The organism is Nonomuraea sp. NPDC051191, assembly GCF_044455665.1.
Classification (GTDB): Bacteria; Actinomycetota; Actinomycetes; order Streptosporangiales; family Streptosporangiaceae; genus Nonomuraea.
Window position 1 is genome coordinate 700029 of sequence record NZ_JBITEZ010000001.1, and the last position, 14028, is coordinate 714056.

General features: G+C 70.7%; 10 protein-coding genes. 3 read left to right on the forward strand and 7 right to left on the reverse strand.

Features of this window, described 5'->3' with window-relative positions:
* Positions 1–9: 9 nt before the first annotated feature.
* The 3 genes from ACIA8R_RS03430 to fbaA form a co-directional block, all read right to left on the reverse strand.
* Positions 10–1293: an adenylosuccinate synthase gene (locus ACIA8R_RS03430; RefSeq protein ID WP_357692806.1), complete on the reverse strand. Its 1284-nt coding sequence runs from the start codon at positions 1291–1293 to the stop codon at positions 10–12.
* Positions 1294–1410: 117 nt separating this feature from the next.
* Entirely contained in the window at positions 1411–1821 is a 411-nt protein-coding gene (locus tag ACIA8R_RS03435) for a DUF3151 domain-containing protein (RefSeq protein ID WP_364083010.1), read from the reverse strand.
* Between the two features lie 34 nt (positions 1822–1855).
* A complete protein-coding gene (gene fbaA, locus ACIA8R_RS03440; protein ID WP_352357541.1) occupies positions 1856–2878 on the reverse strand; it encodes a class II fructose-bisphosphate aldolase in 1023 nt (340 codons plus the stop codon).
* Between the two features lie 126 nt (positions 2879–3004).
* Between fbaA and ACIA8R_RS03445 the strand changes: the two genes are divergently transcribed.
* A complete protein-coding gene (locus tag ACIA8R_RS03445) occupies positions 3005–3715 on the forward strand; it encodes a DedA family protein (protein ID WP_357692803.1) in 711 nt (236 codons plus the stop codon).
* Positions 3716–3769: 54 nt separating this feature from the next.
* Here the strand turns inward: ACIA8R_RS03445 and pyrE are convergent, their stop codons facing one another.
* Together pyrE and ACIA8R_RS03455 are read right to left on the reverse strand one after the other, a co-directional pair.
* Entirely contained in the window at positions 3770–4303 is a 534-nt protein-coding gene (gene pyrE / locus ACIA8R_RS03450) for an orotate phosphoribosyltransferase (RefSeq protein ID WP_352357535.1), read from the reverse strand.
* Positions 4304–4313: 10 nt separating this feature from the next.
* On the reverse strand, positions 4314–5012 hold the full coding sequence (locus ACIA8R_RS03455; RefSeq protein WP_397036299.1) for a hypothetical protein: 699 nt from the start codon (positions 5010–5012) through the stop codon (positions 4314–4316).
* A 113-nt stretch (positions 5013–5125) separates the two neighbouring features.
* Here ACIA8R_RS03455 and ACIA8R_RS03460 point away from each other — a divergent pair, with 113 nt between their 5' ends.
* Together ACIA8R_RS03460 and ACIA8R_RS03465 are read left to right on the forward strand one after the other, a co-directional pair.
* On the forward strand, positions 5126–7465 hold the full coding sequence (locus ACIA8R_RS03460; RefSeq protein WP_397036301.1) for a sigma-70 family RNA polymerase sigma factor: 2340 nt from the start codon (positions 5126–5128) through the stop codon (positions 7463–7465).
* A 186-nt stretch (positions 7466–7651) separates the two neighbouring features.
* Positions 7652–8902, forward strand: a complete 1251-nt coding sequence (locus ACIA8R_RS03465) for an NYN domain-containing protein (protein ID WP_357693539.1) — start codon at positions 7652–7654, stop codon at positions 8900–8902.
* A gap of 52 nt (positions 8903–8954) precedes the next feature.
* Here ACIA8R_RS03465 and ACIA8R_RS03470 read toward each other — a convergent pair whose 3' ends face one another.
* A complete protein-coding gene (locus tag ACIA8R_RS03470; protein ID WP_357692795.1) occupies positions 8955–9584 on the reverse strand; it encodes a response regulator in 630 nt (209 codons plus the stop codon).
* 3 nt (positions 9585–9587) lie between these two features.
* Complete coding sequence (locus tag ACIA8R_RS03475; protein WP_357692793.1) at positions 9588–13781, reverse strand: HAMP domain-containing protein; 4194 nt, start codon at positions 13779–13781, stop codon at positions 9588–9590.
* Positions 13782–14028: the final 247 nt, after the last annotated feature.

Below are 14028 nucleotides of genomic sequence, written 5' to 3' on the forward strand. Positions count from 1 at the left end.
ACGTCAGCCTCAGACCAGCGAGCGGACCACGACGGTCTGGTCCCGGCCCGGGCCGACGCCGATCGCCGAGATGGGCGCCCCGCTCATCTCCTCCAGCGTCCGCACGTACGCCTGCGCGTTCGGCGGCAGGTCGTCGAACGACTTGGCGTTGGAGATGTCCTCCTTCCAGCCCGGCAGCTCCTCGTAGACCGGGACCGCGTGGTGGAAGTCGGTCTGGGTCATCGGGATCTCGTCGTGCCGGACGCCGTCGACCTCGTACGCCACGCACACCGGGATGCTCTCCAGCCCCGACAGGATGTCGAGCTTGGTGAGGAAGTAGTCGGTGATGCCGTTGATCCGGGTCGCGTAGCGGGCGATCACCGCGTCGAACCAGCCGCAGCGCCGGTTGCGGCCGGTGGTGACGCCGTACTCGCCGCCCGTCTGGCGCAGCCACTCGCCCGTCTCGTCGGTCAGCTCCGTCGGGAAGGGCCCCGAGCCCACGCGGGTCGTGTACGCCTTCAGAATGCCGATGATCTTCGTGAGCCGGTTCGGCGGGATGCCCGCCCCGGCGCACGCGCCCCCGGACGTCGGCGAGGAGGAGGTGACGAACGGGTACGTGCCGTGGTCGATGTCGAGCAGCGTGCCCTGACCACCCTCCAGCAGCACGAACTTGCCCTCGTCCAGCGCCTTGGAGAGCACGAGCGAGGTGTCGGCGATGTGCGGCTTGAGCCGTTCGGCGTAGGCCAGGTACTCCTCCAGCACGGCGGCCGGGTCGATGCCGCGCCGGTTGTAGACCTTGGTCAGCACCTGGTTCTTCTCGGTCAGCGCGACCTCGATCTTCTTGGCCAGGATGCCCGGGTCGAGCAGGTCCTGGACCCGCACGCCCATCCGGGCGATCTTGTCGCCGTACGCGGGGCCGATGCCGCGTCCGGTGGTGCCGATCTTGGCCTTGCCCAGATAGCGCTCGGTGACCTTGTCCAGCGCCTTGTGGTGCGGCATGATCAGGTGCGCGTTGGACGAGATCAGCAGGCGCTCGGCGGAGATGCCCCGCGCGGCCAGCCCGTCGATCTCGCTCAGCAGCACCCCCGGGTCGATCACCACACCGTTGCCGATCACCGGTACGACGTCCGGCGACAGGATCCCTGTCGGCAGGAGATGCAGAGCGTATTTCTGGTCACCGATGACGACGGTGTGTCCCGCGTTGTTGCCACCCTGATAACGGACGACGTAGTCGACGTCGCCACCGAGCAGGTCGGTGGCCTTGCCCTTGCCTTCATCGCCCCACTGGGCCCCAACGAGAACGGCAGCCGGCATTGTTCAGTCTCCCGAGCACAAAACGAAACCCCTGGCGCAAGTGCGACAGGGGCTCTTGCGTAGAGAGACTACCCGAGTCTGCCTATTCGTCCCAAGGCGCGTGCCCCCAATGGGGTGCTAACCCTTGGCCAGCGCCTCATATCCGGTGTCGGTGCTGTCCTTGAGGAACTGCAGGCAACGCTCGGCCTCGTCCTTCTCGCCGATGGACTGCGCGGCCCTGGACAGGGCGTAGAGGCAGCGCAGGAAGCCGCGGTTGGGCTCGTGCTCCCAAGGGATGGGACCGTGGCCCTTCCAGCCGCTCCTGCGCAGCTGGTCGAGGCCGCGATGGTAGCCCGTGCGGGCGAAGGCGTAGGAGGTGACGGCGTGGCCCTGCGCGAAGTATTCCTCCGCGAGCGCGGCCCAGGCCGCCGGGTGGGCCGGGAAGCGGGCGGCCACGTCGGCGGCCTTGGCCCCTGATTCGAGCGCCTCCCTGGCCTCGGGCAGGTCCGGCAGGTGAGTCGGGGGCGGCCCGGCGAGAAGGTTATCCATAGGACAAGTCATACCCGCCGTGCCGCCCAAGTGGCTAGGAGATCTTCGTCCCACTGCTCTTGAGGTTGTGGCAGGCCTCCGCCACGCGGGCCGCCATGCCGGTTTCGGCGCTCTTGCCGTAGGCGCGCGGGTCGTACGCCTTCTTGTTGCCGACCTCGCCATCGACCTTCAGGACGCCGTCGTAGTTGCGGAACATGTGGTCGGCGATCGGCCGGGTGAAGGCGTACTGGGTGTCGGTGTCGACGTTCATCTTCACGACGCCGTAGGAGATGGCCTCGTGGATCTCCTCCAGCAGCGAGCCGGAGCCGCCGTGGAAGACCAGGTCGAACGGCTTGTCCTTGCCGTACTTGGCGCCGACCGCGTCCTGGATCTCCTTCAGCACGCTCGGCCGCAGCTTCACGTGGCCCGGCTTGTAGACGCCGTGCACGTTGCCGAACGTGGCGGCCAGCATGTAGCGGCCCCGGTCGCCGACGCCGACGGCCTCGGCCGTGGCCAGCGCGTCCTCGGCGGTGGTGTAGAGCTTCTCGTTGATCTCGCCGACGACGCCGTCCTCCTCGCCGCCGACCACGCCGATCTCCATCTCCATGATGATCCGGGCGCGGGCGCACTTGTCCAGGAGCTCCTTGGCGATCTCCAGGTTCTCCTCCAGCGGTACGGCCGAGCCGTCCCACATGTGCGACTGGAAGAGCGGGTCGAGGCCCTTGGACACCCGCTCCAGCGAGATGTCGATCAGCGGCCGCATGTAGCCGTCGAGCTTGTCCTTGGGACAGTGGTCGGTGTGCAGCGCCACCGTGACCGGGTACTTGGCGGCGACGACCCGCGCGTACTCGGCCAGGGCGGTCGCGCCCGTCACCATGTCCTTGACCGTCGTGCCGGAGAGGAACTCGGCGCCGCCGGTCGACACCTGCACGATGCCGTCGCTCTCGGCCTCGGCGAACCCGCGCAGGGCGGCGTTCAAGGTCTGAGAAGAGGTCACGTTGATCGCCGGATAGGCGAACCCGCCCGCCTTGGCACGGTCGAGCATTTCGGCGTAGACCTCTGGAGTCGCGATGGGCATGAGTCATCTCCCTGAGAAGTACGGCTTCGCGCCTGCCCAGTATCCCGGCTCCCCACCTCAACTGGTAGTGACAACGCGAGCCGGATGGCCACATCCGATTCGCTCGGCTCCAGGTAGGCTCACGGGGTGGACTGGCTCTGGAATCTCCTCGACCCGACGTGGTGGCTCACCATCCTCGGCGCCTTCGCCACCATCGGCGTGCTGGCCATCATCTTCGCCGAGACGGGTCTGCTGCTCGGCTTCTTCCTGCCGGGCGACTCGCTGCTGGTGGCGGCGGGGATCTTCAGTTCCGCGTCGCTGGTCGTGGGCGAGGCGCCGCCGATCTCCTTCCCCGTCCTGGTGATCGGCACACCGCTGTGCGCCATCGCGGGCGCCCAGCTCGGCCACTTCCTGGGGGCCAGGTTCGGCAGGAAGATGTTCGACAGGCCGGACTCCCGGCTGTTCAAACGCGAACACGTGATGCGGGCCGAGGAGTTCTTCCAGAAGTTCGGGCCGGCCAGGGCGGTGGTGCTGGCGCGGTTCGTGCCGATCGTCCGCACGTTCATGAACCCGGTGGCCGGCGTGCTGGAGATGCCCGCCAGGCGTTTCTTCCTGTGGAACGTCATCGGCGGCGTGGTCTGGGTCGAGGGCCTGGTGCTGCTCGGCTACTTCCTCGGCAGCAAGGTCGACCCCAAGCAGATCGACAAGTACATCCTGCCGGGCGTGTTCATCATCGTCTTCATCTCGCTGATCCCGATCATCATCGAGGTCGTCAAGAAGCGCCGCGAGCGCAAGCGGATGCCCCTGCCCAACGGCAAGCACCACCGCGTGCCCTCCAGCACCGACCCTCAGCACTGATCCCGCCGTCGACCGTCCCTCGCGCCCCGGGTGAGCAGGGCGCGAGGGAGGCCGTCACAGTCCGAGGTCCTGGAGGGTGAAGGCGGTGCGGTAGTCGAGCCCCTCCTCCGCCATCCGCGCGCCCGCGCCCCGGTCGACGATCGTGGCCACGGCCACCACCTCGGCGCCCGCCTCCCGCAGCGCCTCGACGGCGGTCAGCGGCGAGCCGCCGGTCGTCGAGGTGTCCTCCACGGCCAGCACCCGGCGCCCCTTCACCTCGGGCCCCTCGATGCGGCGCTGCATGCCGTGCGACTTCTGCGCCTTGCGCACCACGAACGCGTCGAGCGTGCGCCCGCGCGCCGCCGCCGCGTGCAGCATCGCGCAGGCCACCGGGTCGGCCCCCATCGTGAGCCCGCCCACGGCGTCGAAGTCGAGATCGTCGGTCAGGTCGAGCATCACCTTGCCGACGAGCGGCGCGGCCACCCCGTCGAGCGTGATGCGTCGCAGGTCGAGGTAGAAGTCGGCCTCCTTGCCCGAGGAGAGCGTGACCTTGCCGTGGACGACGGCCTTGCGCTTGATCTCGGCCAGCAGGTTGTCGCGGTCTGTCATGCGCCCAAGCTTAGGGTCCCAGGGTCAGCGTCCTGATGAGAGCGAGGGCCTGCGCGTGCGCGCGGGGGAGCCGGCGCGCGCGGACGCGGGGGTGGCGGCCGTAGAGGATGTCGGTGGTGCGCAGGCGGGCGAGCCGGTCGGGCAGCCGCTCGTCCTCAGTGGTCACCGCGCCCACGCGGACGGGCGCGAGCAGCGCCAGCGTCTCGCCGCCGGTGAACACCTTGCGCAGCGCCGTCGCCAGGTTGAGCGCCGCCGCCAGCCGCTCGGCCGGCTCGCCGATCGGCCCGTACGGCTCGGCCACCACCAGCAGGTGCCCGCCCGCGGCCGCCCCCCGGTAGAGCTCGCCCAGCCTGGTACGCAGGTAGCCCACCGTGGCCAGCCCGGTCAGCGGGTCCTCGCACCGCAGGTCGTTCATGGGCGCGAAGCTCTGCTCGGCCCACCCCGCCGCGTACGCCCGTACCAGGGGGAACGACGGCTCGCCCCGGTCGGTGACGGCGAACAGCGCCGCCAGGTCGTTCAGCCCCTCGGTGATCCCCACGCCCGCCTCCGCGCGCGCCGCGCCCAGCTCCTCGCAGGCGCGCGGCAGGTCGCCGCCGCGCGTCGCGGCCTTGATCGCGTACTCCACGGCCGGAGCCCACCAGTCGTCGGCCAGCGACCATCCCTCCGCCGTGCTCCGGCCGCGCCAGCGCGTCCGCACGTCCTCGCCCATGCGTGCCTCCCCTAGGTCCTCAGAGGTAAAGACGGCCATGCGGTTTAGTCATGACGGAGAATGCGGAATGATTGCGCGGGGCAACCCACCGTAATCGTGAGGTCACAATGAGTGTGGAATCGCCGCGTAGCGATGCCGACCTTCTGAAGGAGGTCAGGGCCGGAGACGCGACCGCGTACGGACGGCTCTACGAGCGTCACGTGGCCGCGGCCCGCGCGCTGGCCAGGCAGTTGGTCAGGGGCGAGTCCGAGGTCGAGGACGTCGTGGCCGAGTCGTTCACGAAGATCCTCGACCTGGTCGGCAGGGGCGGCGGGCCCGAATCGGGGTTCCGCACGTACCTGCTGACCGTCGTGCGCCGCACCGTCTACGACCGCGGCCGGGTCGAGAGCCGCCAGGTGACCACCGGCGAGATCGAGCGGTACGACCCGGGCGTGCCCTTCGCCGATCCCGCGCTCGTCGGCCTCGAACGGTCGATGATCTCCCGCGCGTTCCTGTCGCTGCCCGAGCGCTGGCGGGCGGTGCTCTGGCACACCGAGGTGGAGAAGTGCAAGCCCGCCGAGGTCGCGCCGCTGCTCGGGCTGTCGGCCAACGGGGTGGCGGCGCTGGCCTACCGGGCGCGCGAGGGGCTGCGGCAGGCGTACCTGCAGATGCATCTGCGCGCGGCGCCGCAGCACGAGTGCCGTCCGGTGCTCGGCAAGATGGGCGCCTACGTCAGGGGCGGCCTGGCCAGGCGCGACTCGCGGGCGGTCGACGACCACGTGAACGGCTGCGAGGAATGCCACGGCGTGCTGCTCGAACTGACCGACGTCAACCGCGGCCTGCGCGTCATCGTCGGCCCGTTGATCGCCGGGCCGGTGTTCGGCGGTTACGCGGCGGCGCTGGCCAAGGTGGGCGCGGCCGGCGGAGGCACGGGCTGGCTGCTGCGGCTGTTCGGGCTGCTGCGGCGGACGCCCTCGCGGCAGCAGGTCGTGGTGGCGGGCGGCGTGGCGGTCGCGTCCGCGGCGGTGGCGGCGTTCGTGCTGGTGTCCGGGGAGTCGCCGGCGGTCAGGCAGCCGGTGCCGCCGCCCGCGCCCGTGGCCCAGCGGCCTCCGGCGTCGGTGCGGCCGGTGCCGCTGCCCGTGCCGAGCGAGCCGCCCGCGCGCGTGCCGCCGCCGCCGGAGGAACCGTCGGGCAGGCCGCGGCTGCGGGCCACGATCGGCGCGCTCGGCGCCCTCGTACGCGCCCAGCCCGGCATCGTCGGCATGCGCCTGCGCAACGACGGCGACGGCCCGAGCGGCGAGCTGGCCGCGACCGTCGAGCTGCCGCCCGGCGTGACGCTCCTCCCGTCCGCCCGGCGCGGCCAGGGGGTGGCGCTGCTCGATCCCGTGGGCACGGTCGACGGCTGGTCCTGCCGGCAGGCCGGTCAGGGCGCGCGGTGCGCCAGGCAGCCGCTCGCCGCCGGGCAGGGCACGGCGCTGTTCCTGCGCGTGCTGGTGTCGGAGCAGGCGCCGGAGGGCGCCGGGCCCGCCGTGCGCGTCGACGCGGCCGGCCTGCACGTCAAGGCGCGGGCCGAGCAGGGCGTGCGCACGGCGGGGGCGTCGGCCAGGTTCGCCACCGAGGGCAGGGTCGCCGTCAGGGCGATCGGCAACACGCTGCTCACCTGCCCCGAGGAGCACGACGGCTGTGCCGAGGCCAGGCGCCGCCAGGGCGACCAGCGCGACAACGACCTGTGGCCGATGACCGCGCTCGACCAGGACGCCAGCCCGGCCACCACCGCCTCCAGCGCGGCCCGGCTCACCCTGCCCAAGGACGGCCGGGTCGTGTGGGCGGGCCTCTACTGGTCGGCGAGCGGCGCGGCGGCGGGGCCGGTCAAGGTCAGGGCGCCTGGGCGGCGCACGTACGTGTCGGTCCGGCCCGACCACGTCACGACCCTCGACATGCCGCTCGGCCCGGCCTACCAGGCGTTCGCCGACGTCACCGCGCTGGCCGGGCAGGCGCGGCCGAGCGGCCTGTGGTGGGCGGCCGACCCGCCGATGGCGGAGGGGGCCTCCAGCCACGCCGGGTGGAGCCTGGTGGTGATCGTGTCCGGGCCGCGGCAGCCGTACAGCCAGGCCGTGGTGCTCGACACGGCGACCGTGATCGGCGGTCCGGTCAGGAAGGTGCGCATGCCGCTCGGCGGCCTGAGCCCGGCCGCCGCGCCCGCCAGGGCCGAGCTGGTGACCTGGGAGGGCGACGCCGACCTCGGGGGCGACAAGGTCTCGCTCGGCACCGGCGCGATCACCCCGGCGGGCGGCGACCGCGACCGCGCCAACGTCTTCGACGGCTCCTCCAACGGCGCCACGGGGATGACCTTCGGCGTCGACGTCGACACGGTCGACGCCGAGCTGGGCCGCGACCCGGGGCTGACGATCGTGGCCGACCGGGACGTCGTGCTGTTCGGCGTGGCCGCACTGAGCGTCAGGGCGCGCTCATGACCATGAACAGGACAAACTGGTACGGTCTGCCTAAAACCTCCGGTCGGACGGCGACCCGCGGTCGAATCGTCGGGATTCACCCTCGCGCGATCACCTGCTTTCATTACCCTGAGAGAGGGCCGCCGAGTCCGGTCTCTGACGGTGCAGAGCCAGCAAGGTCGGACCACCAGGAAAGGGGCGGTGTCAGTGGATCGCTGCGCGCTGTTCGTGGACGCCGGCTATCTGCTGGCAGACGGAGCGATGGCCGTGCACGGCACTCGCCATCGCGAAGCCGTCGCCTGGGACTATCCCGGGCTCCTCCAGCTGATGACCAACCTGTCGCGCGAGCGCACGGGCCTGCCGCTGCTGCGGTGCTACTGGTACGAGGCGACCGTCGAGGGCCGCCGCACCCCGGAACACGACGCGCTGGCCGACATCCCGGGCCTCAAGCTCAGGCTCTCGCGCATCCGGCCGGGCCGCCGCGAAGGCGTCGACGCCCAGGTCCATCGCGACCTCATGACCCTGGCCCGCAACAACGCCATCTGCGACGCCGTCGTCGTCAGCGGCGACGAAGACCTCGCCCAGGTGGTGTGCGACGCCCAAGACCTCGGCATCAGGGTCACCGTCATCCACATCGCGGCCGACGGCGGGTGGGCCGTGTCCCGGTCGCTTCGGCAGGAGTGCGACGACCTGGTCGAGCTGGGCGGTGTCCACCTGCGGCCCTACGTCACCATGGTGAGCGGCGTCACCGAGTCCTCCAACGGTCACCACCAGCCGCTCAGCAACGGGCACGCCGCGCACTCGCTGCCGCCCGCCCCGCCGGCCTCGGCGCCGCCGTCCCCGACGGCCTCGCTGCCACCGGGCTCGTCGTCCTCGGGCAGCCACGCGGCCAGTCCGCCCTCCGGGAGCCACGCGGCGCCCTCCGCCGGGCAGCCGTCCGCCAACGGGCCCGCGTCGTCGGCCGGGCGGGGGCAGGCGTCCACGCCGCCGGTGCTGCCGTCCTACTCGGGGTACCAGGAGCAGCCGCCGTCCATCCCGCCGTCCGCCGCGCCGGCGACCGGGCCGTTGCAGCAGCCGCAGTCCGCCTCGCCCAGCACCGGGCAGTTCGCCACGCCGTCGTCGGGGGGCGCGTACCAGCCGTCGCAGCTCGGGCCCTACACCGGGCCGCAGGCCGCCCCGGTCTCGCCGCCGTCCGCGGCGACCGCCGGGGCCACCACGCTGGCCGACGCCGTCAAGGCCGCCCACCGCGAGGGGCACGACTTCGGCGAGTCCGTGGCCCGCGACGCGCCCGCGCTGTGGCTGGAGGCCGTGCTCGCCCGCAAGCCCCGCATGCCCTCCGACCTGGAGGCCCGCCTGCTGCAGGGCTCCTCGCTGCCGATCGACTTCCTCCTGCACGACGAGGTTCGCCACGCCCTGCGCCGCGGCTTCTGGGACGCCCTCGAACGCGCCCGCCACTGACCGCCACGCCCGGGCGCCGTAGGTGGCGGCCCGGGCGTCCGGTGGGACGGCGTCAGGAGAGCGCGTCGAAGCCCGCGCGCAGGTGGGTGAGCCGGTCGGCCAGGTCGCCCAGCGGGACGGCGAGCGCCGGATCCTGCGACTTGCGGGCCAGCTCCCGTACCCGGGCCAGCTCGTCCTCCGCGGCGGTGAGCCGCCGGGACAACTCCGGCAGGACCGAGGCGTGGTCACCCGCTCCCGGCGGCAACTCGGCGGTCAGCCGCTCCCGGAGCAACGACGCCTGCTCGGCCAGTCGCTTGTTCATGTTGTAGAGCTCGGTGAACACCGACACCTTCGCCCGCAGCACCCACGGGTCGAACGGCTTGGTGAGATAGTCGACCGCCCCGGCCGCGTAGCCGCGGAAGGCGTAGTCGGGAGCGCTGTCGACCACGGTCAGGAAGATGATCGGGATGTTCCTGGTCCGCTCCCGCCGCTTGATGTGGGCGGCCGTCTCGAACCCGTCCATGCCCGGCATCCGGACATCGAGCAGGATCAGCGCGAACTCGGTGTTGAGCAGCGCCTTGAGCGCTTCCTCGCCGGACCTGGCGCGTACGGGCACCAGGTCGAGCGAGCTGAGGATCGCCTCCAGGGCGATCAGGTTCTCCTCGCGGTCGTCGACCAGGAGGATCTTGGCACGGTCAGGCATCGATCACGACCCTTCGGCGGTTGAGGGCGACGAGTCGTTCGTGGCTCCTCGCCCACGGCTGAGCCAGCCGCGCAGCCGTTCGAGCAGGCGGTCCACGTCGACCGGTTTGGGCACATAGTCGGACGCGCCCGAGGCGATGCTCTTCTCGCGATCACCTCGCATGACCTTGGCGGTCAGCGCGATGATCGGCAGATCGGCGAACTGCGGCATGCGCCGGATGGCCGAGGTCGTGGCCCAGCCGTCCATCTCCGGCATCATGATGTCCATCAGTACGAGCGCGACGTCCTCGTTCCGTTCGAGCTGTTCGATCCCCTCACGGCCGTTCTCAGCGTAGACGACCGTCGATCCGTGCCGTTCCAGCACGCTGGTGAGGGCGAACACGTTGCGGATGTCGTCGTCGACGATGAGGATCTTGGCGCCGTTGAGCGGGTCGTCGCCCTGCCACTGGGCGGGCGTCTCCACCGGCGCCTCGACCAGCTCGGGCATCGGCATGTCGAGCGGCATGGGCGGCTCGGGCATGGTCGCGGCGGCGGCCTGCTCCTCGGCGGGCGAGGTCATGAGCTGCCGGCGCGGGGCCGTGCTGCCGTCGGTGGCGGCCAGCGGGCCGGTGTAGGAGGCGGGCAGGTAGAGGGTGAACGTGCTGCCCTTGCCCAGCTCGCTGTCGACGTGGATCTCGCCGCCGAGCAGTCGCGCTATGTCGCGGCAGATGGCCAGGCCGAGACCGGTGCCGCCGTACTTGCGGCTGGTGGTGCCGTCGGCCTGCCTGAACGCCTCGAAGATGACCTCGCGCTTGTCGGGCGCGATGCCGATGCCGGTGTCGATCACCTGGAACGCCAGCAGGTCGGTGGCGTCGTGGAGGGTGTCGTCGTCGAAGTCGACGCCCCGCGGCGCCGCCGCGACCCGCAGCTTGACCTCGCCCTTCGGGGTGAACTTCACCGCGTTGGACAGCAGGTTGCGCAGCACCTGTTGCAGGCGCTGCTCGTCGGCCCGCAGCTCGCTCGGCACGTCGGAGGCCACCTCCACGCCGAACGACAGCCCCTTGTCCTGGGCCAGCGGCGCGAAGGCCGCCTCCAGCAGGTCGACCATCTTGGGCAACGACACCTGGATCGGATGGATGTCCATCCGGCCGGCCTCGACCTTCGACAGGTCGAGCATGTCGTTGATGAGCTGGAGCAGCGACGACCCCGCGCTGTGGATCGTCCGGGCGAACTCGACCTGCTGGGAGGTCAGGTTGCCCTCGGCGTTCTCGGTCAGCAGCTTGGCCAGCACCAGCAGGCTGTTGAGCGGCGTACGCAGCTCGTGGGACATGTTCGCGAGGAACTCGGACTTGTACCGCGAGGAGACGGCGAGCTGCTCGGCGCGCTCCTCCAGCGTGCGGCGGGCCTGCTCGATCTGGAAGTTCTGGATCTCGATCGCGCGGTTCTGCTTGGCCAGCAGCGCCGCCTTGTCCTCCAGCTCGGCGTTGGACCTGCGCAGCTCCTCCTGCTGCCGCTGGAGCTCGTCGGAGCGCTCCTGGAGCTCACGGGTGAGCCGCTGGGACTCGGTCAGCAGGTCTTCGGTGCGGGAGTTGGCGATGATCGTGTTCATCGTGACGCCGATGGTCTCGACGAGCTGCGTCAGGAAGTCGAGGTGCACCTCGCCGAACGGGGTGAAGGAGGCCAGCTCCAGCACGCCGAGCACGCGGTTCTCGAACAGGATCGGCAGCACCACGATCTGGGCGGGCGTGGACTGGCTGAGCCCGCTGTCGATGGTGATGAACTGCGGCGGCACGTCGTCGAGGATGATGTGCCTGCCCTCGGCCGCGGCCTGGCCGACGATGCCCTCGCCGATCGCGAACCGCCGGCGCGGCCCCCGGTCGGGACGCACGCCGTAGCCGCCGATCAGCGTCAGCTCGTGGTCGCCCTCGGGGTCGATGCCGTAGAAGGCGCCGTAGCGGGCCGAGACCAGCGGCGTCAGCTCGCTCATCGTCAGCTTGGCCACCTCGAACAGGTCGCGGTGGCCCTGCATGAGCCGGGAGATGCGGGCCAGGTTGGACTTGAGCCAGTCCTGCTCCTGGTTGGCCTGGGTGGTCTCGCGGAGGTTGGCCACCATCGAGTTGATGTTGTCCTTCAGCTCCGCCAGCTCGCCCTGCGCCTCGACGGCGATCGAACGGGTCAGGTCGCCCCGGGCCACGGCGCTGGTCACGGTCGCGATGGCACGCACCTGCGTGGTCAGGTTGCCGGCCAGTTCGTTGACGCTCTCGGTGAGCCGCTTCCAGGTGCCCTCGACGCCCTCGACCCGGGCCTGGCCGCCGAGCTGGCCCTCCGAACCCACCTCGCGGGCCACACGGGTGACCTCGGAGGCGAAGGAGGACAGCTGGTCGACCATCCGGTTGATGGTGGTCTTCAGCGCCAGGATCTCGCCCTGGGCGTCGACGTCGATCTTGCGGGTCAGGTCGCCGTTGGCCACGGCCGTGGTGACCTCGGCGATGTTGCGCACCTGGTAGGTCAGGTTGTTCGCCATGAAGTTGACGTTGTCGGTGAGGTCCTTCCAGACGCCCGACACGCCCTGCACCCGCGCCTGGCCGCCGAGCTGCCCCTGCGTGCCCACCTCGCGGGCCACGCGGGTGACCTCGTCGGCGAACGACGAGAGCTGGTCGACCATCGTGTTGAGGGTGTCCTTGAGCTGCAGGATCTCGCCCTGCGCGTCAACGGTGATCTTCCTCGACAGGTTGCCCTGCGCCACCGCGGACGACACGGCCGCGATCTGGCGCACCTGCGAGGTCAGGTTGTTGGCCATCGAGTTGACGTTGTCGGTGAGGTCCTTCCAGACCCCGGACACGCCGCGCACCTGAGCCTGGCCGCCGAGCTGCCCCTCGGTGCCCACCTCGCGGGCCACACGGGTGACCTCGGAGGCGAACGAGGACAGCTGCTCGACCATCGTGTTCATGGTCGACTTGAGTTCGAGGATCTCGCCCTGGGCGTCGACGTCGATCTTGCGGGTCAGGTCGCCGTTGGCCACGGCCGTGGTCACCTGGGCGATGTTGCGCACCTGGTAGGTCAGGTTGTTGGCCATCGAGTTGACGTTGTCGGTGAGGTCCTTCCAGACGCCCGACACGCCCTTCACCTCGGCGCGCCCGCCGAGCTTGCCCTCCGTGCCGACCTCGCGGGCGACGCGGGTGACCTCGTCGGCGAAGGACGAGAGCTGGTCGACCATCGTGTTGAGGGTGTCCTTGAGCTGCAGGATCTCGCCCTCGGCGTCGACCGTGATCTTCTTCGACAGGTTGCCCTGTGCGACCGCCGTCGCCACGGTCGCGATCGAGCGCACCTGCGAGGTCAGGTTGTTGGCCATGAAGTTGACGTTGTCGGTGAGGTCTTTCCAGACGCCCGACACGCCGGTGACCTGCGCCTGGCCGCCGAGCTGGCCCTCGGTGCCGACCTCGCGGGCCACGCGGGTGACCTCCTCGGCGAAGCCCGAGAGCTGGTCGACCATCGTGTTGACGGTGTTCTTCAGCTCGAACATCTCGCCCACGGCGTCGACCGTGACCTTGCGGCTCAGGTCGCCCTTGGCGACCGCGGTGGTGACCACGGCGATGTCGCGGACCTGCGCGGCCACGCGCGAGGACATCGTGTTGACGGCCTCGGTGAGGTCGCGCCAGCTGCCCGACATGCCGCGCAGGTTGGCGCTGCCGCCCAGCCTGCCCTCGGTGCCCGCCTCGCGGGCGACCCGGGTGACCTCGGAGTTGAACAGGGCGAGCTGGTCGACCATGCCGTTGATGGCCTTGCCCAGGCGGCGCACCTCGCCGCGGGCCGACCGGTCGAGGTCGATGCGCCGCGACAGGTCGCCCTTGGCCACCGCGTCGATCACGTCGGCCGCGCCGCTGACCGGGCTGACCAGGGCGTCGATCAGCATGTTGACCGACTCGACGCTCTCCGACCAGGCCCCGACACCGGGGCCGGGCGTCAGCCGCTCCCCGAAGCGCCCTTCCTTGACGACTTCCTTGCGAACTCTTGCCAGCTCGTTCGCGAGATGTTCGCGGCGATCGGCCACTTCGTTCAGCAACAGACGCACTTCACTGAGGATGCCGGGGGGCGCGTGAGGGACCCGACGCCGGAAATCGCCGTCACGCCAGGAGAAAAGTGTCTCCAGCACGGGAACGAGATCCGATTCTGTATAGGTCCTCTCCTCCGGGCTTGATGCGGCCTTGGCCGTGGTCATGGGGCCTCCTTCACTCGCGACGGGTCCCGGCGAGTGATTCAAGTCTGTCACGATGAGTAGCTCGTAGTCCTGCCCTTGGATTTACCCCAAGTCAGTGAGAAGTGTGGTAGGCACGATGGGATGACTGCATCTCCCCATGCGGTGCTGGCCGCGACCTTCGCGCCTGGCGATACCGCTGTGACGGCTGCGATGAGGTTCACGCGCGAGGTGATGACCGCGTGGGCCACTGTCAGCGTGCTCCACGCCG

Bases quoted from the DNA above. Each gene is read 5' to 3' on its own strand.
- ACIA8R_RS03470 (WP_357692795.1), bottom strand. From the start codon at position 9,584: ATGCCTGACCGTGCCAAGATCCTCCTGGTCGACGACCGCGAGGAGAAC.
- pyrE (WP_352357535.1), bottom strand. From the start codon at position 4,303: ATGACAGACCGCGACAACCTGCTGGCCGAGATCAAGCGCAAGGCCGTC.
- ACIA8R_RS03455 (WP_397036299.1), bottom strand. From the start codon at position 5,012: ATGGGCGAGGACGTGCGGACGCGCTGGCGCGGCCGGAGCACGGCGGAG.
- fbaA (WP_352357541.1), bottom strand. From the start codon at position 2,878: ATGCCCATCGCGACTCCAGAGGTCTACGCCGAAATGCTCGACCGTGCC.
- ACIA8R_RS03430 (WP_357692806.1), bottom strand. From the start codon at position 1,293: ATGCCGGCTGCCGTTCTCGTTGGGGCCCAGTGGGGCGATGAAGGCAAG.
- ACIA8R_RS03475 (WP_357692793.1), bottom strand. From the start codon at position 13,781: ATGACCACGGCCAAGGCCGCATCAAGCCCGGAGGAGAGGACCTATACA.
- ACIA8R_RS03435 (WP_364083010.1), bottom strand. From the start codon at position 1,821: ATGGATAACCTTCTCGCCGGGCCGCCCCCGACTCACCTGCCGGACCTG.